Genomic DNA, 22,138 nt, shown 5'->3' on the forward strand with positions numbered 1-22,138 from the left:
CAAGCGATTATGCTTCGAGCGCCAGCACGGCAAAGCTTGCTAGCCAATGTTCGCCCATATAATCGCCTTGGACATGGGCAAGCGCACTTGCCAGATGTTCCCTGGCCGCCCTTTCCATGATCGATCGGCGGGGATCGGTGCCCGGAAGCGCTTTTGCAAGCGAGCGCCAGCACCAGGCGCGGGAAAGGTTCAACCCGTCGAGATGGGCGATCTTGCCGTCCGAGCGATCCGAAACCGATGCCGGCGAGAAAAGCGTAGCAGGCTTCTCGATCCCGATTTCCGGTAGGAAGCGATCGAACCAACGCATGAACGCGTATTCCGGCATCAGCCGCCGCATGCATTCGGCCTCGATCAGGGCAGACGAGAGGAAGTCGTCGCCGGAAGGCTCGCCCCAGGCCGGGCAGGCTTCGTCTCCGCCGTACCATCGTATCGCCGTTTGATGAAGCAGCTTGCCGAGCGCGGCGTCACCGACGGTTTCGGCATAGTCGGCTGCAAGCCGCAGCGCGAAGGCGGTGTTGAAATGGGTGCCGACCCGGACCGGATAGGTGGCGATCGGCAGGAAGTCCGTGAAACGTCCGGCAAACACATCCGAGAGCGGTTTCAGGTTTGCGAACCAGCGGTGGTCGTCGAGCAAACACAATTCGGCGGAAAGCTTGAGCAGCCAGCCCCAGCCATAGGGTCTCTCGAATCCACGGGCGAGCGGAGCCGCCATGTAGGCGCACTCACCGGCGACCTTGTCCGGCACCAGCATCTCGTCAAACAATGCGCGGATGTTCTCGGCGGCCGCGACCTCCGGGAACTTGCGCAGGATATAGGCCATCATCCAGTAGCCGTGGACGCAGGAATGCCAGTCGAGGCTGCCGTGGAAGATCGGGTGGAGCTGGCTGGGTGTCCTGGCGTCTTCGGGGCCTGCAAAGGCATTGGCCGGCTTGTTCGGATATTCCCGCCGCACATGCCCTAGCGCGATCGTCGCAAATTGCTGGGCGGTTTCGGCGGTCAGGGTTTGGGGCATGGCTCTAGAACTCGACCGCCTCGACCTTCTTGTTGACGAAACGCAGGCCGACGCCGCCATCGATCAGTTTGAGGGCGGTTTCGCCGAAGAGTTCGCGCCGCCAGCCGTGAAGGGCGGCCACCTCCGCCTTGTCGCCTTCGGAAGCGATCTTCTCGAGATCGTCGGTATTGGCGATGATCTTGGCCGCCACGCCTTCGCGATCCGAGATCAGCTTCAGCAGGACCTTGAGGAGCTCCACCGCCGCAGCCGTGCCTTCCGGCACATGCACATGCCTCGGTGCGTGCGGCATTTCGGTCTTCGGCAGGGCGAGGGCGGCATTCACCGCTTCGATGATCGCGGCGCCCGAGGCCGAGCGCTCCCAACCTTTGGGGATCGTCCTCAGGCGTGACATGGCTTCCGTGTCCTTCGGCTGCTGCTGGGCGATCTCATAGATCGCATCATCCTTCAAGACGCGCGAGCGCGGCACATTCCGGCTGCGCGCTTCGCGCTCGCGCCACGCGGCGACGAATTTGAGGACGGCAAGCTCCGCAGGCTTTCTCAGGCGGGATTTCAGCCGCAGCCACGCATCGTCGGGATGCAGGTCGTAGGTTTCCTTGGATTCGAGGACCGCCATCTCCTCGGTCAGCCACAATGCCCGCCCTTCGCGTTCCAGCTCTTCCTTCAGGAACAGATAGACATCGCGCAGATGGGTGACATCCGCGAGAGCGTATTCGAGTTGCTTTTCGGAAAGCGGGCGGCGGCTCCAGTCGGTGAAGCGCGAGGATTTGTCGATATGGACGCTCTTGATGCGGCTGACGAGCTGATCGTAGGAGACCGAGTCGCCGAAGCCGCAGACCATGGCCGCGACCTGCGTGTCGAAGATCGGATGTGGCACCAGATTGCCGAGATGATAGATGATCTCGATGTCCTGCCGGGCGGCGTGAAATACCTTGGTGACCGCCGGGTTCGCCATAAGCTCGAAGAGGGGCTTGAGGTCCAGCCCCTTGGCGAGCGGATCTACCAGCACTTCGAGCGTCGGGCTCGCCATCTGGATCAGGCAGAGTTCCGGCCAGAAGGTCGTCTCCCTGAGGAACTCGGTATCGATGGTGATGAAGTCCGATTGGGCCAGCTGGATACAGGCTTCTTCGAGTGCGGCGGTCGTTTGGATCATCTTTTCATTCACATGAGGGTGGTCAGCTTTCCTTCTCCTTCCTGCCGCATATGTCAATACAGGAGAAGGCTTGAGCGTTACTCTCGCTCATCTTTGTCGGGTGGACCGGCAAGTTTGTTGAAATAGGCCGACGTTCTCAAGAGCGAGCGGAAGCGCCAGGTTCTCTGCGACGGCGGCACGGAAGGCCGTGCCTGCATGCGCCTCAGCGTGAAGATCATGAAGCCGATGAAGATGAACGAGGTATAGGCGAAGAAGGCCCGCGGCCCGTAATATTCGAGCAGCATGGAGGCCATCAGCGGCCCGACGGTTGCGCCTGCCGACCAGTAGAAGAGCAGGCCCGCCGAGACCAGGGCATGTTCGCCGTCCTTCGCATAGTCGTTGCCATGCGCCGAACAGAGCGAATAGAGCGGCATGGAGAAGGCGCCGAACAGGAAGACGCTGATGATGTTGGCCGTCTCGCTGGTGCCGGCGCCGAAGGAGAGATAAGCGCCGGTGATGATCGAGCCGATCGTCGTCCAGAGAATGACGCGCCGGCGGTCGAGTTTGTCGGAATAGATGCCGAGCGGATATTGCAGCACGACGCCGCCGATGATGCCGGCGCTCATGAAGGTGGCGATGGATGTGATGCTCATGCCGATCGCTTCCGCATAGATCGGACCGATATTGCGGAAGGCGGCCATCGACAGGCCGACCGAAACGACGCCGACGACGGCGAGCGGCGAGATGCGCCAGACCGCCTTCAGGTCGAAGGCAACGGCTTCGGGCGGCGCGGGGCTCGATTTGTCCGCAAGCGAGATAGGCACGAGGGAAAGCGTCAACGTGATCGCGATGATGTTGAAGACCACGGAGCCGTCTATGCCGGCCGCCGGGATGATATATTGCGCGATCGTTACCGAACTGAGGTCGACGAGGCGGTAGATCGAGAGGGTTCGGGCCCGGTTGGCATTCGTAACCTTGGCGTTGATCCAGCTTTCGACCGTCGCGAAGAGGCTCGCCACCGCAATGCCGATCACGAAGCGCATCACGAACCAGAATGCGGGGTCGATGATCATCGACACGCTGAGGGAAGCGGATGCGGCGATCGCCGCCATGGCCGCGAAGGTACGGATATGGCCGATGGCGCGCAGGAGGCGGCTGACATAGATGCAGCCGACCGCGAAACCCACGCTGTAGCCCGCGCCGATCATGCCGATGATGGAGGGAGAAAAGCCCTCGGCGGAACCGCGTAGCGCGATATACGTGCCCTGCAGCCCGTTGCCGCCGATCAGGATGCCTGCGGTGACGAGAAGGGGGATCAGCGGACGGATGTGGCTCATGGAGGCTTTCGCGGAAGGCACTGCTTGATCGCGCCGTAACGCGGTCCGAACGAGTCATAGACGAATGACATCACTTTTGTCTTCGGAAATCCTGCATGTCGGCGTCGATCCCTGTTGGCTTGGCGACAACCGCTGCGTTAATGCGGAGGGAAGAGCGGAGGTCAGCCCATGAGTCCCATTCTAGTCGTCATCTTCCTTGCCGCAGCAGCAGCCCGAATCGCCAGTGTCCTGGTGTCGAAGCGGCACGAAAAGAAAATGCGGGCGGAGGGAGCGGTCGAACACGGAGCCCTGAATACCAAGCTACTCGCACTCGCCCATATGGCCTTTTATTTCGCGGCGTTCGCAGAAGGATGGGTGAGGGGCGCCGAGTTCGACGCCGTTTCCATGACCGGTCTGGTCGCCTTCGTGGCATCGATGCTGATGCTTGCCTGGATCGTCAGGCTTCTCGGGGCCGTGTGGACCGTCAAGATCATGATCGCCCCGAACCATCCGGTGAGCAGGCATGCGCTGTTCCGAACCGTCCGCCATCCCAACTATTTCCTGAACATACTGCCGGAACTCTTTGGCTATGCCTTGATCTTCCATGCCTATTTCACCCTCGCCATCGGGTTGCCAGTCTATCTCGTCATCCTGGCCGTCCGGATCGTGCAGGAGGAAAGGGCGATGCGGGATCTGTTTCAGGCGGCGGCACGGCACTGAGCAGGCTGCCCATCTGTTGCTCTCGTTTTTGCCCGGAAATCGGTTCTGCCTTGACAAAGCAGGCCCATCATGCGCTTTTCCCGCCGATTTTCCTTAAAGCCGGCTGGCCGTGCTTCGCACGCCGATTGCCGCAAAACGCACCAGTCCAGGATACTTGAAAATGCACCGTTACCGCAGCCACACCTGTGCCGCCCTTCGGAAGTCCGATGTCGGTTCCACCGTCCGCCTGTCCGGCTGGGTGCATCGCGTGCGAGATCATGGCGGCGTGTTGTTCATCGATCTGCGCGACCACTACGGCATGACCCAGGTGGTTGCAGATCCCGACAGCCCGGCCTTCAAGGTCGCCGAAACCGTACGTGGCGAATGGGTGATCCGCATCGACGGCCTCGTCAAGGCGCGCTCGGATGACACCGTCAACAAGGGCATGGCGACCGGCGAGATCGAACTTTACGCCCAGGAGATCGAAGTGCTTGCCGCCGCCAAGGAGCTGCCGCTGCCGGTCTTCGGCGAACCGGAATATCCGGAAGACGTGCGCCTGAAGTACCGCTTCATCGACCTGCGCCGCGAAACGCTGCACAAGAACATCGTCAAGCGTACCCAGATCATCGCCGACATCCGCAACCGGATGAATTCGGCAGGCTTTGGCGAGTACACGACACCGATTCTGACGGCTTCTTCGCCGGAAGGCGCACGCGACTTCCTCGTACCCAGCCGCATCCATCCCGGCACCTTCTTCGCGCTGCCGCAGGCGCCGCAGCAGTACAAGCAGCTGCTGATGGTCGCCGGTTTCGACCGGTACTTCCAGATCGCCCCCTGCTTCCGCGACGAAGACCCGCGCGCCGACCGCCTGCCGGGCGAGTTCTACCAGCTCGACCTGGAAATGAGCTTCGTCACCCAGGAGGATGTCTGGGATACGATGGCGCCGATCATGACCTCGGTGTTCGAGCAGTTCGCCGAAGGAAAGCCGGTCACCAAGGAATGGCCGCGCATTCCCTATGACGTTGCGATCCGCAAATACGGTTCCGACAAGCCGGACCTGCGCAACCCGATCGAGATGCAGGCTGTCACAGACCATTTCGCCGGCTCCGGCTTTAAGGTCTTCGCCGGCATGATCGCCTCGAACCCGAAGGTCGAAGTCTGGGCGATCCCGGCCAAGACCGGCGGTTCGCGCGCTTTCTGCGACCGCATGAACGCCTGGGCCCAGTCGCTCGGCCAGCCTGGTCTCGGCTACATCTTCTGGAAGGAAGAGGACGGCAAGATCGGCGGCTCCGGCCCGCTTGCCAAGAACATCGGCGAAGAGCGCACCGAAGCGATCCGCACCCAGCTTGGCCTCGATGCGGGCGATGCCTGCTTCTTCGTCGCCGGCGAACCGGCGAAGTTCTACAAGTTCGCGGGCGAAGCCCGCACCAAGGCCGGCGAGGATCTGAACCTCGTCGATCGCGACCGGTTCGAGCTGTGCTGGATCATCGACTTCCCGTTCTACGAATGGAGCGACGAGGACAAGAAGATCGACTTCGCGCACAATCCGTTCTCGATGCCGCAGGGCGGTCTTGAGGCGCTGCAGACGAAGGATCCGCTGTCGCTCAAGGCCTATCAGTACGACGCCGTCTGCAACGGCTTCGAAATCGCCTCGGGCTCGATCCGTAACCAGTCACCGGAAGCCATGGTCAAGGCTTTCGAGCTGGTGGGCCTCAGCCAGACGGATGTCGAAGAGCGCTTCGGCGGCATGTATCGGGCATTCCAGTATGGCGCCCCTCCGCATGGCGGCTGCGCATTCGGCATCGACCGTATCGTCATGCTGCTGCTCGGCGCCAAGAACCTGCGCGAAATCACGCTGTTCCCGATGAACCAGCAGGCTCAGGACCTGCTGATGAACGCACCGTCGCCGGCGACCCCGAAGCAGCTCATGGAGCTTTCGCTGCGCGTCATGCCGCAAGCGAAGAAGGACTGAGCGCCTCAACGCGTTGGAATAGAGAAAAGCCCGGTGATGAGCCGGGCTTTTTGATTCATACCGCCCTGCATCCGCTAGAAAGAGGCGCTGACAGCCTTTTTCAGGTCGAGCGTGAACTGGCCCCACATGCCTTCGAGCGTGGTATTGGTAAGCCCAACGGCGGTGACATTCCTGACCGGATCGATGAACCAGTGGTGGCCATAGACGCCGCCCCATTGCAGGCTGCCGGGTGAAACCGGAAGGCCTGCGGCTTGAGGGTCGAGGATGACCGCCCAGCCGAAGCCGAAACCGAAGCCCGGCCGCGTCGGTTCGAGCAACGCGCCGACCTGGTTGGTCGTCATCTCCTTCACGGTCTTTTCGGAAAGCAGCGGCGCGCCGCCCTTGCGGATCGTCTCCAATATGGTGAGCACGTCGGCGACGGTGCCCGCCATGCCGCCGCCACCGGAATGGAAAGAGTCGAGGTTGAAGATGCGGTCAGGCGCAAAGGTCACGAATCCGTCCAGCGCCCATACCTTTTCAGTCTCGCCCATGCGCTTCGGCTCGGGCGTGCCGTCGACATAGGCGGCAGCCAGCCGGTCTCTATCGACGACAGTGAACGCCGTATCGGAGAGACCGAGCGGCTGCATCACGAGTTCCTGGACCACGTCGCCCAGTCGTTTGCCTGTCTCCTTCTCGATGACCCCGCCGAGGACGTCCATCGAGACGGAGTATTGCCAGCCGGTACCGGGTTCGAAGAGCAGGGGCGCGCTCGCGATACGGCGCAGGTTTTCGGCAAGCGACAGCCCCGGCTGATCGACGCCGTCGGATACTCCGGCGCGCACATAAGGGCCGTTCTCCGCTGCGAAACAATAGCTGAGGCCGGACGTGTGGGTCAGCAGATGGCGGATGAGGATGACCGGCTCGCGGCCGTCTTCGAGGCGGGGGCGAAAATCCGGCAGCCACGTCGTCACGGGGTCGTCCAGTCCGATTCGGCCCTGTTCCACAAGCCGCATGGCGGCGATCGTCACGATCGGCTTGGTGATGGAGGCGAGCCGGAAGATCGTGTCCTCCTTGACCGGAATGCCGGCCTCGCGGTCGGCAAGGCCCGCGGCGCGCCGATAGACGATCTCGCCGTCCTTTGCGACGAGGACGACGGTTCCGACCAGCCGCTTCGAGGTCAGCGCGGTGTCGATCACTTCATCGATGGCGGCGTGGCGTGTCTCGGAAAAGGAAAGATTCATGACGGAAACCCTTTTGCTGGCAGCAGAAGTTAAGGATCATGCATCAGTTAAGGCGTTGTCGAGGAAATACCACTGATCGAGATGCGCGCGGATGACAGGCTCGATGGCGTCGTTGAGCAGCGTCACGTCGTCCAACAGGCGCGATCCGGGCTTGTCTTCCGCCGGCAACGTGATCGGCGGCAGGAAATGCGCTTCGAAACGGAAACCTTCGGTGCGGATGTTGTACCAGGGGCAGATCCTTGCACCCGACAGCCTTGCCAACCGGATCGCAACGGCCAGATTGCCTTCCAGATGCGGCTTGCGGCCGAAGAACGGCCCGCGGATTTTTCCGGAAACGCCTTCGTCGCAGAACATCGAGATGACGCCGCCCTCCTTGAGCACCTTGACCGCCGGCCTTATGCCCTGAACGCCGGGCGGCAGGAAGTTCAGGCCGCCCTTGCGCCTCACGCGCTCCGAAATCCAGGCCTTCGCCCGGCCTTTTGGAGGGATGTAGTTCGCATAGGGTCGGATGCCTTCGCTGTGCAGGATCGTCGGCCCGATCTCCCAATTGCCCAAATGCATCCCGACAATGATCGTGGGGCCGGCGCGGACGGAATCGACAAGCCGGTGGAAATCGTGAAGCTTGATCCGGTCCGGATGACGAAGAAGTCGGTTGATCACCGAAAACTCCGTCATGATCCTGCCCTGGGCTTCCTGATTCCGGCGCAGGATGGCTTCCCGTTCCGCTTCGCTTTTTTCCGGCAGGAGGCGCGCAAGGGTCGCGCGGCCCCGCTTGACTGCGACCTGGTGGAACCTTGGGATCGCAAAAGGTCCGAGCCATCGGCCGAAATTCGAGCATGCGTCCATCGTGAGCAGCTTCAGCCCGAAATGCACCAGAAGATCGAGTGCATTGCCAAGGTTGTCGTCGATCCAATAGCGACGAAACTTCCTGCGCTCGTCTGCGGTTGCGAAAAGGTCGGAGAGAGGTGGAGCCTGCTCCGCGGTGAACCGCCACGCCTTGCGCTTTCTGGCCGATGTTTCAGGGGCATCGCGGTGGTTCATGCTTCGACCCTTTTCACCGTCTGTGCAATTTCACCGGCAGCCCGCCGCGCGGCCTGAGCGTCAGTCGGCAGACCGGTTCCACCTGATGGTCTTCCGGCACCCGCAGGCGGAACCTCTGCGCCAGCACCGCGAGGCAGAGGATGGCCTCCGTCAGGCCGAACTGCAGCCCGGGGCATATGCGCGGCCCGCTGGCGAAGGGGATGTAGCTGTAAGGCACCGGCCGTCTTTCGATAAACCGCTCCGGCTTGAAGACGTGAGGATCGTCGAAAAGCGAGGGTGTGCGGTGCAGAAGCCACGGCACGATCATGACGAGGGCAGCCGGCTTCACGTCGATATCGCCGACGCGATCGGCCTGCTTGGCCTGCCGGGCGAGGATCGGAACCGGCGGATAGAGCCGCAGCGTTTCCTCGATGACCGCCGTGCACCATTTGAGCTTCGGCACGTCGGCAACGGTCGGCACGTTGCTGCCGCAGACCTCTTCGATCTCCGCATGTACCGCCTCCTCGACCCAGGGAGCTTTGGACAGCAGATACCATGCCCAGGTCAGCGTTGCCGCTGTCGTCTCGTGGCCGGCCATGAAGATGGTCGCCGCTTCGTTGCGCAATGCGACGACATCGAGGTTCAGCTCGGGATTGCGCTTCTGCCGACGGATCAGCAATTCCACCATGGAATTGTCGTCGCCCTTGCCTGCCAGATGATCCTCGATCACGCGGTCGATGATCTGGTGAATGCGCTTGACCGAACGGCGGAGGGAGGGGGTGCGGAACTGCGGCAGGCCTTCATCGAAGCCGAGGAAATAGCCGATATTGATGGAATCGATCAGCGCCTGATAGCTGGTAAAGCCCTCGGTCACCATGTCGGCGCTTTCCTGCCCCAGGTCGTTCCCGAAGACGCTGCGGGAAATGATCTCGGCCGTCAGCCCCGCCATTTCATAGAGGACGTTGACCGTAGCGCCGTCACCAAGCGCGTTCCAGCGCTCGACGAGCTCGAGCGATGTATTGGTCATGATCGCGCCGAAGGCGGGAACGCGGTGCTTATGGACGATATCTGAGACGAGCGGGCGCCGCTGTTTCCAGGTTTCGCCATCCGAGATGAACAGACCGTCGCCCAGGAGATATTCCAGCGCGCGACGCATCTGCGGGGATTTGCGCTCGAAGTTCTCGTGACGGGTGGCGACCACATATTTGATCGCTTCCGGAGAATTCACCACCATGACCTGGCGCCCGAGAAGCTTGATCTCGGAGTTCCGCTCGGAATAGTCGTTCTGTCGCCAGATCGACAGAAAATCGCGCCGGGCGGTCAAAAGCCGTTGGAGCTGGTTGCCGGGCTGGCCGGCGTAGTAGGAGGCGCGTGCCGGCTCCAGCCGCTTTTTGGGCGCGTTGAGCGTCTCGATCGTCCGGGTTTCCGCAGCGCGCCACGACAGCATCAGATAAGAGCCTTTCATCAAACCGGCAGTCATTGGCATCCCGCAGCGCCGCCGTAGCGGGTTTTCGCCTGCACCTCCGTCCGGGTCAAGGTGCCCACGGAGTATCACGGGAGGCAATACGGGATTACGGAACCATCTTCCGGCGCTTGTGTTGTTAGGGCAGCAGTAGCACAGGGAGAAGAAACATGCGCAAGACTCTGCTGGCCGCGTCCGCGGCTCTGATTGCCCTTTCGGGCGCCGCCTACGCTCAGACGACGGTCATCACGCAGGACCCGGTAACGACGAGCTCGACAGTCGTTCTTCCCGGTGAGGTCCGCACCTATGTGATGGAACAGAGTGTTCCCTCAATAGCCTATGAAGGCACGATCGCTGTCGGCAGCACTCTGCCGGATACGGTCGAAGTGCATACCGTTCAAGGCCATTCGGACTATGCCTATACGGTTGTCAATGACCGCCGCGTTATCGTCAATCCTCAGACCCGCGCCGTCATTCAGGTGCTGGAATAAGTTTCAGGTTGAATAGACGCTGAAAAGAAACCCGGCGATCGCTCGCCGGGTTTCTTGCTGTTTTAGATATCAGTCGTTCGCTGTGACCTTCACGCCCAGCACCTGCGGCAAGGTGTTCGGCGCCCCCATGGCGGCGCCCATGATCATCGGGAAAGGCACACCCTCTGCCGGCTCGGCGGTGACGGTGAAGCTGCCGGGCTTGTCGAGATAGGTGTTGACGGCCGCCGTCAGCATGTTCTGCAGTTCCGGGACATTGTATTGCGCGAGCATGAGCGGCGTCATGCCCTTCAGCATCTGCGCCATCTGCTCGCCCGTCGTGCCCTGCTGCTTGCCCGCATAGTCGAGCGCGCGCTTTGTAATACCCGCGTCCTCGAAACGGATTTCCATGCTGTTGAACGTCAGCCGCTGCATGAGGCCGAGCATCGCGAGACCCGCCGCCTGCTGGGCCTCTTCCTTGTTGGCATTGGCCTCCATGGCCTTTGTCGTTTCGTTCAGGGACTTGATGAAATCAAGGGTGTAGCCCGAGAAGCTCATGGCAAGGTTGAGACGGCCGATATTGGCGAAGTCGAATGCATATTCCTCAAGATCGAGCGTGCCCGGCTCGAGTTCCCAGCGGCCCACCATGCTGATGCTGCCATCGAGCGCCTTGACGCCGAGCTGCTGGAGCGCCTCCTTTGCCTTGGCATCCTCGACCAGGCTTAGGTCACCCTTGATGTCCTTGACCTTGACGTCGAAATCCAGCGCGGATTCATCCTCGGCGACTTCGGAGGTCATGGTGGTTTCGCCGATCGAGAAGGCCTGCTTGCCGTCGATCGTCACCGTCGTCGAGCCGACATGGGCCTCATCATAGAGCAGCACGGCGTCGATCGTGTTGCCGGTCGGATCCGCCGGGACGGAAAGGCCGCTGATGGACAGATCCGATGAGGTGAAGCCGACGCCATCCTTGGTGATGTTGACATTGTCGAACGTCACCGTCTCGACGTGGTAGCTGCCGTTGTCTTCCTCTACGCCCTTCAGGACGATAGTGCCGAGCGGAACGCTCTCCTTAGCGGAGACGACCGTGAACTTGGCATTGGTCAGGGTAACGTCCGAACCGCTGGTGACGACCTTCTCCGCGGAAAGGCCGGTGCCGCCCTGAGCGGAGAGGGCGTTGTTGATCTTGGCCAGAACATCGTTGCCGTCCAGGGCCAAGGCCTGCCCGGAGAAGGTCACGAAAGCTGCGCTGGCGAGAAGAAGCCGGGCATTGCTGTAGTATTTCATAATATTCCTCCTGGGGCATAGTGTCCGCGATTTGCGGATGTCGAGGTTGAGGGCGGCAGTTATAGGCGACGGCATTAAAACGTCCATCGCTTTGTTCCACATTCCTCTGGGCAAAATTGCGGCTTCCGCCGGAAGGTAAACGAACGGTAAAATACACCGCCTTCATTGTTCTCCACAGGCGCTTTGCCAGTGATTCTTGCTGTGAAACGGGCTTTCCGCTAGTCAAGGGGAATGGGACAAATCGTAAATCCGCCCGGTGACGGCGGCGACCACATTCTTCCGGTGGACCTCAAGGCGGCGCTCGAAGAGCGTTATCTCGCCTATGCGCTTTCCACCATCATGCATCGCGCCCTGCCGGACGTGCGCGACGGGTTGAAGCCGGTGCACCGGCGCATCATCCACGCCATGAGCGAGATGGGCATCCGCCCGAACTCCGCCTTCAAGAAATGCGCCCGTATCGTCGGCGATGTCATCGGTAAATTCCATCCGCACGGCGACCAGTCGGTCTATGATGCGCTCGTTCGCCTGGCCCAGGATTTCTCCCAGCGTTACCCGCTGGTCGACGGGCAGGGCAATTTCGGCAATATCGATGGCGATAACGCCGCCGCCTACCGATATACCGAAGCGCGGATGACCGACGTGGCGGCCTTGCTGCTCGAGGGGATCGAGCAGGACGCCGTTGATTTCCGGCCGACCTACAACGAGGAAGATGACGAACCTGTCGTCATGCCGGGTGCTTTTCCCAATCTTCTGGCGAACGGCACGTCTGGCATCGCGGTGGGCATGGCGACATCGATCCCGCCGCATAACGCCCATGAGCTTTGCGATGCGGCTTTGCATCTGATCAAGCATCCCGACGCAACGGTCGAAAAGCTCGTCGAGTTCGTGCCCGGTCCCGATCTGCCGACAGGCGGCATCATCATCGACGGCCGTGAGTCGATCATCGAGGCCTACAAGACCGGTCGCGGCGGCTTCCGCGTGCGTGCCAAGTGGGAGACGGAGGATCTCGGTCGCGGTGGATACCAGATCATCGTCACCGAAATCCCGTTCCAGGTGCAGAAATCGCGGCTGATCGAAAAGATCGCCGAGCTGTTGATCGCGCGGAAACTGCCGCTGCTCGAAGACGTCCGCGATGAATCGGCGGAAGATGTCCGCATCGTGCTTGTGCCGAAAAACCGGACGGTCGACGCGACGCTGCTCATGGAATCGCTTTTCAAGCTGACCGAGCTGGAGAATCGTTTCCCGCTCAACATGAATGTGCTTTCAATGGGGCGCGTGCCGAAGGTCATGGCGCTCAACGAAGTGCTGATCGAATGGCTGGCGCATCGCAAGGACGTGCTGGTCCGCCGTTCCCGCTTCCGGCTGGCCGCGATCGACCGGCGCCTTGAAATTCTTGGCGGCTTGCTTGTCGCCTATCTCAATATCGACGAGGTGATCCGCATCATCCGTGAAGAGGACGAGCCGAAGCCGGTGATGATGGCCCGCTGGTCGCTCACCGACGTGCAGGTCGAGGCGATCCTCAACATGCGGCTGCGCGCCTTGCGCAAGCTCGAAGAGTTCGAGATCCGGACCGAGCACGACAATCTCTCGAAGGAAAAGGCGGATATCGAAGCGCTGCTCGCTTCCGACGAAAAGCAGTGGCAGACCGTGGCCTGGGAAATCCAGGAGGTGAAGAAGAAATATGCCAAGGCGACCGAACTCGGCCGCCGCCGCACCCAGTTCGCGGAAGCGCCGGAAGCCGATGTCGAGGCTATCCAGCAGGCGATGATCGAGAAAGAGCCGGTCACCGTCGTCGTTTCCCAGAAGGGTTGGATCCGCGCGTTGAAGGGGCATATGTCCGATACGTCGAGCCTGACCTTCAAGGAAGGAGACGGGCCGAAGCTAGCATTCCCGGCGCAGACCACCGACAAGCTGCTGCTGGTCACAACGGGCGGCAAGGCCTATACGCTCGGCGCCGACAAGCTGCCCGGCGGACGTGGCCATGGGGAGCCGGTGCGCATCATGGTCGATATGGAGAACGATCAGGACATCCTGACCGCTTTCGTGCACGACCCGTCACGCAAGCTTATTCTTGCTTCGACTGCCGGCAACGGCTTCGTCGTGGCGGAAAGCGAAATGATCGCCAATACCCGCAAGGGCAAGCAGATCATGAATGTCGGTGCACTCGAAGAGGCCAAACTCGTCGTCCCGGTAACCGGCGACCATGTCGCGGTCGTCGGCGAGAACCGCAAGATGCTGGTGTTCCCGCTCGTTCAACTTCCGGAGATGAGCCGTGGCAAGGGCGTTCGCCTGCAGCGCTACAAGGACGGCGGCATTTCCGACATCAAGTGTTTTGCGATGGCGGAAGGGCTTTCCTGGGAGGACAGCGCCGGCCGCTCGTTCACCCGTAACAAGGACGAGCTCCTGGAATGGCTGGGTGACCGCGCCACCGCCGGCCGCGCCGTGCCGAAGGGCTTTCCGAGAAGCGGCAAATTCGTAGGGTGATTAGGGATAGGGGATGGCGTGATCGCGCAGGAAACGCGTCGCACCTTCCTTATCGATTTCTCCAGCGGCGACGGCTAGGACGAACTCGATAACTTCGGCCTGTCTTGCTTCGATAAGGTAGCCGTTGATAAGCAAGAACGTGAAGGCGGCGAGATAGGCGGTTCTTTTGTTGCCATCGGAGAACGGATGGTTGCGGGCGAAGCCATAAAGATACGCCGCCGCTAGTAGAAAGACGTCGTCCTCTCCATAAGCGTGTTTATGCAGCGGCCGGGCAAGTGCAGCTTCTAAGGCGTTCTCGTCCTCAAGTCCGGGCAGACCGCCATGCTCCGCTAGTTGTTCCTGATGGATTATCTCGATAGCTTGCCGTGAAAGCCATTTGATGACTTTCACTTGGCAAGCTCTCTCAAGGCGACGCGGTATTTTTGCATGCCCAACCTAGCTGCCTTCAGCTGCTCTGATAGATCGGCATGCTCTGGAACGAGTTCGATGTTGAGGCCGTTTTCACGAACTTCCAGGCTATCCCCGGTCTTCAATCCCATCCGATCCAGGACTTCTTTGGGAATAATGATACCTTCGGAATTTCCGATTTTGCGGATAGTAACGTTCATGGCTCGAACTCCTGCTCGTTGCAACGACGTTATAACATGCCGCAAACTCGTGGGCAATCAATGAAGGTAGTCCTGCCGATGCGAAAGCGGATCAGAATTCGCGTGATTCTTCACAATTGATTTCGATTTTCAGGCTTCCGACGACGAATCGAAAATCTCCCAGCCCCTCGGCGTCAGGTGCTCCTGCGGCTGGAAGCGCGTCTTGTAGCCCATCTTCGCGGAGCCCTTGACCCAGTAACCGAGATAGATGTGGGGAAGCCCGAGCGACCTCGTGCGCTCGATGTGGTCGAGGATCATGAAGGTCCCGAGCGAGCGTTTTTCATGCTCCGGATTGAAGAAGGAATAAACCATCGACAGCCCGTCGCTCATCATGTCGGTGAGGGCCACCGCCATCAATTCGCCCTTCGGCTGCTCGCTGATACCGGAGCCAGGCTCGCGTTTTCGGTATTCGATGATGCGCGTGTTCACATGCGTGTCTTCAACCATGATCGCGTAGTCGAGCGCAGACATGTCGGACATGCCGCCGCGCTGATGCCGGTCGTCCAGATAGCGACGGAAGAGCGAGAACTGTTCCGTGGAGGGTTGTGCCGGAAAGACGGTCGAGACGAGATCATTGTTCGTGGCGAGCACACGCCGCATCGAGCGATTGGGCTCGAAGTCATTGGCGAGGATGCGGACGGAAATGCAGGCGCGGCAGGATTCGCAGGCGGGGCGATAAGCGATGTTCTGCGATCGTCGGAAGCCGCCTTGCGTAAGAAGATCGTTCATCTCCGCAGCCCGGGGGCCTACCAGGTGCGTGAAGACCTTGCGCTCCATTTCACCCGGTAGATACGGACAAACTGCCGGAGCCGTCAGATAAAACTGCGGTGAGGGCGTCGCCTGGGTGTTCATCGAGTCGCGGTGGTCCCGTCTTTATTGTCGTAAATGTCGTAGCATGGCGCATAAAAGTTAAACGTCAACCATATGCCGCCTCCAGCAGCATAACCCAGTTGATAAACTTTTCGCCAGTGACCGGTGTTTAAGCCGTTCGGATGACGACGGTGCCGAGAAGCAGGTCGTGAACAAGGCGCGAGCGCTCGATAAAGAGGCCTGCCAGGAGAATGAGGGGCGTCAGCACCGAATTGATGATCCAGAAGATCACGGTATGCGCGATGGCCGTCAGGAAGTCGATCCGTCGTCCGTCCAGGCGTGTCATGGCAAGGCCCATCGCGCGCATGCCTGGCGAGGCCTGGCTTGGCCCGCCGAGCGTCAGGCCGAAATAGAGCAGCGCCACGATCACGAAGAGGGCCGGGTAGAGCATGAAGCCGAGGCCGAGCGTGATGATGCCGAGGAAGAAGACGACGACCGCCGCCGGGATGCAGAGAAGCAGCACGATGAGGTAGTCGATGATGAAGGCGAAGACCCGCCGGGAGAGCACGCCGCTATAGGCGCGCCAGTCATCCGGTGCGGCATAGGTCGGGTTGGGGTCGAGGCTCATCGATGTCGGGCTCCTGTTTGTCAGGAATGAATATGGGGGGCTTGATCGCCCGCCACAAGGCTCACCCCTTCGACAGCTTTTTCGCCGCCTCGATCGCGAAATAAGTGAGGATGCCGTCGCAGCCGGCGCGTTTGAAGCAGAGCAGGGTCTCCATCATGATCCGGTCGCCGTCGATCCAGCCGTTCATCGCGGCAGCCTTGATCTGCGTGTATTCGCCGGAAACCTGATAGGCGAACGTCGGAAGCCCGAAGGCTTCCTTGATACGCCAGCAGATGTCGAGATAGGCGAGGCCCGGTTTCACCATCAGCATGTCGGCGCCTTCCTCCACATCGAGCGCCGCGTCGCGGACAGCCTCGGTGCCGTTGGCAGGCGAGATGTAGTAGCTGTTCTTGTCGCCTTTCAGGAGGCCGCTCGTGTTGATCGCCTCGCGATAGGGTCCGTAGAAACCGGAGGAGAATTTCGTCGCATAGGACATGATGCCGACGTCCTGGTGGCCGGCGGCATCGAGCCCGCGGCGGATCGCGCCGATGCGGCCGTCCATCATTTCCGACGGCGCGATGATGTCGGCGCCGGCATCCGCCTGCATCACGGCCGCCTTGACGATCTGGTCGACCGTCTCGTCGTTGACGATGATGCCGTCACGCAGGATGCCGTCGTGGCCGTGGCTGGTGAACGGGTCCAGAGCGACGTCCGTGATGATGCCGATATTCGGAACGGCCTTTTTGATGGCCGCGGTCGCCTGGTTGATCAGGTTGTTGGCGACGAGGCTGTTGGAACCGGTCTCGTCGCGCAGTTCCATCTCGATATCCGGAAATGTAGCGATTGCAGGAATGCCGAGATCGGCGGCCTCTCTCACCGCTTCGACCGCCTTGTCGATGCTCATGCGGCTGACGCCCGGCATGGCGGCGATCGGGTCGACGATGCCGGTGCCCGGGACGATGAAGATCGGCCAGATCAGATCGTCCACCGTCAGCCGGTTTTCCTGCACCAGCCTGCGCGTCCAGTCAGCCTTGCGGTTGCGTCGCATGCGGCGGTGGCCAGTGATCTCGTCGACGAGATGCGTCTTGTCCATGGCTGATCTCCGTTCGTCTGGTCTTGCGGCGCTCCATAACACGAGGTGCCGTGTTTATGAATGGGCGGGATCGCCGCAGGCCTCGCTCAGATCCAGAGATCGTTCCGAGCGGTCCGGTCACCGCCCTCATTCCCCGTATTCAGAGTGCCGCGCGGTTCGATCAGCATCATCTTCACCTCGCTTTCCGCAAACGGCTTGTGCTCTACGCCCTTGGGAACGACGAACATCTCTCCCGCACCGATGGTGACCGAACCATCGCGGAAATCGATGCGCAGAACGCCTTCGAGAACGATGAAGGTTTCGTCGGTCTCCGGGTGGTCGTGCCAGATGAAGTCGCCGGAGATGCGCACCAATTTGAACTGGTAGTCGTTCATTTCGGCGACCACGCGGGGCTGCCAGAAATCCTCAATTCGCCCGAGCTTTTCGGCGAGGTTGATCGAGGCGCGGGATGGGTTGTTATTGCTCACTGATGGCTCCTTTGGTGGATGGCGATACCTAACAGCCAGCTCGTGCTTGCTCTTGAACGTTCGTGCAGGTTCGGGTCCAAATACTGGCGAGCGGGGCAAGTCCCCGATATGGTGGAGTGTATGGAACCTGATTCACCGATGGCGCCGAGGCGCACCCTGACCGAAATCCTTTACGTGGTCTTCCTGCGGATGATCGCGGTCGCCTGCTTCTGGTTCGGTCTGCAGTATTGGGCGATGCTTGTTGGCTATTCTCTGCATGGCGCGGCGCGCTTCGATCTGCTGACCCTTCCCTGGAAGGTGGCGGCCTCTTCGCTTGCGGTGCTTTTCCCGGTCGCCTCGCTCGGTCTCTGGCTGACGGTCTCCTGGGGGCCTGTGCTCTGGGCGCTCGCCGCCGCCTCGCAGGTTCTGATGTATATGGTCTGGCCGGACATTTTCGGACACAACCGCCTCGTGCCCCTGATGCATGGGCTCGTCGCCGCGCTTTACGTCGTTTTCCGCCTCTCTTTATGGATCGAAGCGCGCCGGAAAGCCGAGCGGGTAAGGATTGAGTAACCCTGAAATTAAAGCTTTGACGCCTGGATTTGACGGAAAATTTGCCGCTAAGTCATTGAAAAACAATAGGCGAAGGAGGGGGCTCCAAAGTGCTGCAATTGGCGGCGGGAATTCGAAGGAACGTGTTAAGCTTTTGTTAGGCCTATGTTTTAAGTCGAATTTTATGCGTATTGGATAGTGTCTGTCTCAAGGCGGGAAGAAAACAAACACCGCCAAACAAAACAGAGTGAGGCAGTCATGATGAACACGAAACTGAAGCCGCAGGCGGCACCGGCAGTAGCAGATACGCATGAAGAAACCATCCGCTCCCTGTATATGGAGTCGCTGCATCTGGTGGAACGTCTCCACCGCCGCCTTCTCGATGTGATCAAGGACGAGTTCGACCGCCAGGGTCGTGACGACGTCAATGCCGTGCAGGCTCTCCTGCTGTTCAACATCGGCAATTCCGAACTGACCGCCGGCGAGCTGCGCTCCCGCGGCTACTACCTCGGCTCGAACGTCTCCTACAATGTCAAGAAGCTGGTCGATCTCGGCTTCATCAACCACCAGCGTTCGCGCATCGACCGTCGCTCGGTCCGCATCAGCCTGACCCCGGACGGTCAGGAGATCGCAGAAACCGTCGCCAAGCTTTACGAGCGCCATATCGGCTCCATCGAAAAGGTCGGCGGCATCGGCGAAGGCGAATTCGGCCAGATGAACAAGCTCCTGCAGCGTCTCGACCGCTTCTGGAACGACCAGATCCTCTATCGCCTGTAATCGGACCAAACCGTCCGCGGCCTTATCCACGAGGCGGCGGCTGGCCAGAAGACCTCCATCAGCGATCGGAACCGGATACGTCCCTGCGTATCCGGTTCTCGCGTTTCGTGGCGGAGAGCAGCAAATCCGGAGCCAACACGTCATTGTGACGCGACAGTACCTGACACCAATTCGCCATATTGCTATGGGACCGGCTGAAGGGAATGGGCCGGCGGAAATTCTCTCTTCACGACACCCGCGATGACGATGAGGCCTTTGCCGGCGGCGCTTTACCTTTGCGCGTTTGTTAACCATATCCCTGTAGGCGTCTTGATGATGCTCGGGACCAGATGGGTAGTATGATGTCGAAGAAGATCGGATCTGAAGCTCTTTCCCGCCGCGCGTTGCTGCGTTCGGCCGTTTCTGCCGGTGCTGCCGCGCTTGCGGCACCCGTTTTCGCCCAGTCGGCGGTCGACGATCTGATCAATGCGCCGCGCCGCGGCACCTGGGACGACCAGTTCGACGCGAAGGCGGCGTCGCGAACAGCCGTCAACGTCGTCTCCAACAACCCGGTTCTTGGACCGAGCGGCCCTGCCAACATTCAGCAGGCGATCATGGACTACCAGCAGATCGTCTCGGGCGGCGGCTGGCCGGAGATCAACCCGTCCGGGCAGAAGCTCAAGATCGGCGTGGTCGATCCGAGCGTGCAGGTGCTGCGCCAGCGCCTGGCGATTTCCGGCGATCTTCCGCGGGAAGCGGGAATGTCCTCTTCCTTCGATTCCTATGTCGATGGCGCGGTAAAGCGCTTCCAGGCGCGTCACGGCCTTCCCGCCGATGGCGTGCTCGGCGAGTTCACCGTAAAGGCGATGAACATCCCGGCTGACGTGCGCCTGCGCCAGTTGGAAACCAATCTGGTCCGGCTGCAGTCCATGTCGGGCGATCTCGGCCTGCGCTATGTCATGGTCAATATCCCGGCCGCCTATATCGAGGCAGTGGAAAACGACCGCGTGGCACTGCGCAACAGCGCTGTCGTCGGTCGTATCGACCGCCCGACCCACGCCATCAATTCGAAAATCTACGAAGTCATCCTCAACCCCTATTGGACCGCGCCGCGTTCGATCGTCGAAAAGGACATCGTGCCGCTGATGCGCAAGGATCCGACCTATCTGGCGCGCAACAACATCCGCCTGATCGACGGCAAGGGCGGCGAAGTTGCCCCGGAAACCGTGGATTGGTTCGCGCCCAAGGCGCCGAACCTGATGTTCCGGCAGGACCCCGGCAAGATCAATGCCATGGCGTCGACGAAGATCAACTTCCACAATCCGAACAACGAATACATGCACGACACGCCCCAGCAGGGCCTGTTCAACAAGCTGATGCGCTTCGAATCGTCCGGCTGCGTGCGGGTGCAGAACGTCCGCGACCTCATTAGCTGGCTGCTGCGCGACACGACAGGCTGGTCGCGCCAGGAGATCGAACGCGTGATCTCGACCCGCCAGAACACGCCGATCAAGCTTACGCAGGAAGTGCCGGTCTACATCGTCTATATTACGGCATGGTCGGCGAAGGACCGCGTGGTCCAGTTCCGCGACGACATCTACGAGCGCGACGGCAACCAGGAACTGGCGCTGCAGACCACGACCGGTATCGAAAAGCCGGCCGGGTCGATCGAGGACGACATGCTGCCGCAATAAGCGCGCGGTGAATTGCCAAGTGGAAAGCCGCATCGTCGAAGGGTGCGGCTTTTTCGTTTCCAGATGGTCCCGCCGCGCCTTCCGGCTGCCAAATGTCGTTCCCCGTATTGCTCTCGCGAAGGTGGAACGCTAAGACGCGACATCGCATGCACACCCCTTTGAGGAGCCTCGCCCATGTCGAACACCGATGCTTTCTTCTCTCGCCCGCTTGCCGACTCGGACCCGGAGATTTTTGGTGCGATCGAGAAGGAGCTGGGTCGCCAGCGCCACGAGATCGAGCTGATCGCTTCGGAAAACATCGTCTCCCGCGCCGTGCTTGAAGCGCAGGGCTCGATCATGACGAACAAGTATGCGGAAGGTTATCCGGGCAAGCGCTATTACGGCGGCTGCCAGTTCGTGGATATCGCCGAAGAACTTGCGATCGAGCGCGCCAAGAAGCTGTTCGGCGTCAACTTCGTCAACGTTCAGCCGAACTCCGGTTCGCAGATGAACCAGGCGGTCTTCCTGGCGCTCCTGCAGCCGGGCGACACCTTCATGGGCCTGGACCTCAATTCGGGCGGTCACCTGACGCACGGCTCGCCGGTCAACATGTCGGGCAAGTGGTTCAACGTCGTCTCCTACGGCGTGCGCGAAGGCGATAACCTGCTCGACATGGACGAGGTGCAGAAAAAGGCGGAAGAGCATAAGCCGAAGCTCATCATCGCCGGCGGCACGGCCTATTCCCGCATCTGGGACTGGAAGCGGTTCCGCGAGATCGCCGACTCGGTCGGCGCCTATCTGATGGTCGACATGGCCCATATCGCCGGTCTCGTTGCCGGCGGCCAGCATCCGTCGCCGTTCCCGCACTGCCATGTCGCCACCACGACCACGCACAAGTCGCTCCGCGGCCCGCGCGGCGGCGTCATCCTCACCAATGACGACGAACTGGCCAAGAAATTCAATTCGGCTGTCTTCCCTGGCCTCCAGGGCGGTCCGCTGATGCATATCATCGCCGCCAAGGCGGTTGCTTTCGGCGAAGCCTTGCAGCCGGACTTCAAGGACTATGCCGCACAGATCGTCAAGAACGCCAAGGCGCTGTCCGAAACGCTCAAGGCCGGCGGTCTCGATATCGTTTCCGACGGCACCGACAATCACCTGATGCTGGTCGACCTGCGCAAGAAGAACGCCACCGGCAAGCGGGCGGAGGCAGCGCTCGGCCGCGGCTACATCACCTGCAACAAGAACGGCATCCCCTTCGATCCGGAAAAGCCCTTCGTAACCTCCGGTATCCGTCTCGGCACTCCGGCCGGCACGACGCGCGGTTTCAAGGAAGCTGAGTTCAAGGAGATCGGCAACCTCATCGTCGAAGTCCTCGACGGGTTGAAGATCGCCAATTCCGACGAGGGCAACGCAGCGGTGGAGGCTGGTGTTCGGGAGAAGGTGGTGTCGCTCACCGACCGGTTCCCGATGTACCCCTATATGTAATCCT

21 protein-coding genes are annotated in these 22,138 nt (G+C 60.8%); 8 read left to right on the forward strand and 13 right to left on the reverse strand.

Annotated features, from left to right (window positions below):
• Window positions 1-7: 7 nt before the first annotated feature.
• The 3 genes from C5L13_RS24025 to C5L13_RS24035 form a co-directional block, all read right to left on the reverse strand.
• Complete coding sequence (locus C5L13_RS24025) at window positions 8-1,012, reverse strand: DUF2891 domain-containing protein (RefSeq protein WP_105385794.1); 1,005 nt, start codon at window positions 1,010-1,012, stop codon at window positions 8-10.
• Between the two features lie 4 nt (window positions 1,013-1,016).
• A complete protein-coding gene (gene rnd / locus C5L13_RS24030; protein ID WP_105385847.1) occupies window positions 1,017-2,162 on the reverse strand; it encodes a ribonuclease D in 1,146 nt (381 codons plus the stop codon).
• A 77-nt stretch (window positions 2,163-2,239) separates the two neighbouring features.
• A complete protein-coding gene (locus tag C5L13_RS24035; RefSeq protein ID WP_105385795.1) occupies window positions 2,240-3,478 on the reverse strand; it encodes an MFS transporter in 1,239 nt (412 codons plus the stop codon).
• A gap of 168 nt (window positions 3,479-3,646) precedes the next feature.
• Here C5L13_RS24035 and C5L13_RS24040 point away from each other — a divergent pair, with 168 nt between their 5' ends.
• Entirely contained in the window at window positions 3,647-4,177 is a 531-nt protein-coding gene (locus tag C5L13_RS24040; RefSeq protein WP_105385796.1) for an isoprenylcysteine carboxyl methyltransferase family protein, read from the forward strand.
• 160 nt (window positions 4,178-4,337) lie between these two features.
• A complete protein-coding gene (aspS, locus tag C5L13_RS24045; protein WP_105385797.1) occupies window positions 4,338-6,128 on the forward strand; it encodes an aspartate--tRNA ligase in 1,791 nt (596 codons plus the stop codon).
• Between the two features lie 74 nt (window positions 6,129-6,202).
• Here the strand turns inward: aspS and C5L13_RS24050 are convergent, their stop codons facing one another.
• The 3 genes from C5L13_RS24050 to C5L13_RS24060 are packed head-to-tail and all read right to left on the reverse strand — an operon-like array spanning window position 6,203 to window position 9,848.
• Window positions 6,203-7,348 carry a serine hydrolase domain-containing protein gene (locus C5L13_RS24050; protein ID WP_105385798.1) on the reverse strand — a complete coding sequence of 382 codons (1,146 nt, stop codon included), beginning with the start codon at window positions 7,346-7,348 and terminating at the stop codon, window positions 6,203-6,205.
• A 36-nt stretch (window positions 7,349-7,384) separates the two neighbouring features.
• The gene (locus C5L13_RS24055) at window positions 7,385-8,389 is read right to left on the reverse strand and encodes a lysophospholipid acyltransferase family protein (RefSeq protein WP_105385799.1); all 1,005 of its coding nucleotides are present in this window, start codon (window positions 8,387-8,389) and stop codon (window positions 7,385-7,387) included.
• Between the two features lie 13 nt (window positions 8,390-8,402).
• Window positions 8,403-9,848 (reverse strand): cytochrome P450, encoded by a 1,446-nt coding sequence (locus tag C5L13_RS24060; protein WP_245571446.1) that lies wholly within the window; start codon window positions 9,846-9,848, stop codon window positions 8,403-8,405.
• Between the two features lie 152 nt (window positions 9,849-10,000).
• Here C5L13_RS24060 and C5L13_RS24065 point away from each other — a divergent pair, with 152 nt between their 5' ends.
• The gene (locus tag C5L13_RS24065; RefSeq protein WP_105385800.1) at window positions 10,001-10,321 is read left to right on the forward strand and encodes a DUF1236 domain-containing protein; all 321 of its coding nucleotides are present in this window, start codon (window positions 10,001-10,003) and stop codon (window positions 10,319-10,321) included.
• Window positions 10,322-10,390: 69 nt separating this feature from the next.
• On the opposite strand, the gene C5L13_RS24070 is transcribed toward C5L13_RS24065, so the two are convergent.
• On the reverse strand, window positions 10,391-11,581 hold the full coding sequence (locus C5L13_RS24070) for a hypothetical protein (RefSeq protein WP_105385801.1): 1,191 nt from the start codon (window positions 11,579-11,581) through the stop codon (window positions 10,391-10,393).
• A 231-nt stretch (window positions 11,582-11,812) separates the two neighbouring features.
• On the opposite strand from C5L13_RS24070, the gene parC reads away from it, so the two are divergent.
• Window positions 11,813-14,065, forward strand: coding sequence for a DNA topoisomerase IV subunit A (gene parC / locus C5L13_RS24075; RefSeq protein WP_105385802.1), 2,253 nt, complete (start codon window positions 11,813-11,815; stop codon window positions 14,063-14,065).
• Here parC and C5L13_RS24080 read toward each other — a convergent pair whose 3' ends face one another.
• The 6 genes from C5L13_RS24080 to C5L13_RS24105 form a co-directional block, all read right to left on the reverse strand.
• On the reverse strand, window positions 14,066-14,455 hold the full coding sequence (locus tag C5L13_RS24080) for a type II toxin-antitoxin system death-on-curing family toxin (protein ID WP_105385803.1): 390 nt from the start codon (window positions 14,453-14,455) through the stop codon (window positions 14,066-14,068).
• Window positions 14,452-14,673, reverse strand: coding sequence for an AbrB/MazE/SpoVT family DNA-binding domain-containing protein (locus C5L13_RS24085; protein ID WP_105385804.1), 222 nt, complete (start codon window positions 14,671-14,673; stop codon window positions 14,452-14,454). Before C5L13_RS24085 ends, C5L13_RS24080 begins: the two co-directional genes overlap by 4 nt.
• A gap of 129 nt (window positions 14,674-14,802) precedes the next feature.
• Complete coding sequence (locus C5L13_RS24090; RefSeq protein WP_105385805.1) at window positions 14,803-15,564, reverse strand: arginyltransferase; 762 nt, start codon at window positions 15,562-15,564, stop codon at window positions 14,803-14,805.
• 127 nt (window positions 15,565-15,691) lie between these two features.
• Window positions 15,692-16,150, reverse strand: a complete 459-nt coding sequence (locus C5L13_RS24095; protein WP_105385806.1) for an RDD family protein — start codon at window positions 16,148-16,150, stop codon at window positions 15,692-15,694.
• 61 nt (window positions 16,151-16,211) lie between these two features.
• The gene (gene hemB, locus C5L13_RS24100) at window positions 16,212-17,222 is read right to left on the reverse strand and encodes a porphobilinogen synthase (protein ID WP_105385807.1); all 1,011 of its coding nucleotides are present in this window, start codon (window positions 17,220-17,222) and stop codon (window positions 16,212-16,214) included.
• Between the two features lie 86 nt (window positions 17,223-17,308).
• Complete coding sequence (locus C5L13_RS24105; protein ID WP_205836881.1) at window positions 17,309-17,689, reverse strand: cupin domain-containing protein; 381 nt, start codon at window positions 17,687-17,689, stop codon at window positions 17,309-17,311.
• A gap of 120 nt (window positions 17,690-17,809) precedes the next feature.
• Here C5L13_RS24105 and C5L13_RS24110 point away from each other — a divergent pair, with 120 nt between their 5' ends.
• The 4 genes from C5L13_RS24110 (at window position 17,810) to glyA (ending at window position 22,134) form a co-directional block, all read left to right on the forward strand.
• Entirely contained in the window at window positions 17,810-18,241 is a 432-nt protein-coding gene (locus tag C5L13_RS24110; RefSeq protein ID WP_105385808.1) for a DUF6163 family protein, read from the forward strand.
• Between the two features lie 240 nt (window positions 18,242-18,481).
• Window positions 18,482-18,997, forward strand: a complete 516-nt coding sequence (gene ldtR / locus C5L13_RS24115) for a transcriptional regulator LdtR (protein ID WP_105372074.1) — start codon at window positions 18,482-18,484, stop codon at window positions 18,995-18,997.
• 341 nt (window positions 18,998-19,338) lie between these two features.
• Complete coding sequence (locus tag C5L13_RS24120) at window positions 19,339-20,670, forward strand: L,D-transpeptidase family protein (protein WP_105385850.1); 1,332 nt, start codon at window positions 19,339-19,341, stop codon at window positions 20,668-20,670.
• 174 nt (window positions 20,671-20,844) lie between these two features.
• Window positions 20,845-22,134: a serine hydroxymethyltransferase gene (glyA, locus tag C5L13_RS24125; protein ID WP_105385809.1), complete on the forward strand. Its 1,290-nt coding sequence runs from the start codon at window positions 20,845-20,847 to the stop codon at window positions 22,132-22,134.
• Window positions 22,135-22,138: the final 4 nt, after the last annotated feature.

The sequence above is a fragment of the Neorhizobium alkalisoli genome, assembly GCF_002968635.1.
Taxonomy (GTDB): Bacteria; Pseudomonadota; Alphaproteobacteria; order Rhizobiales; family Rhizobiaceae; genus Neorhizobium; species Neorhizobium alkalisoli.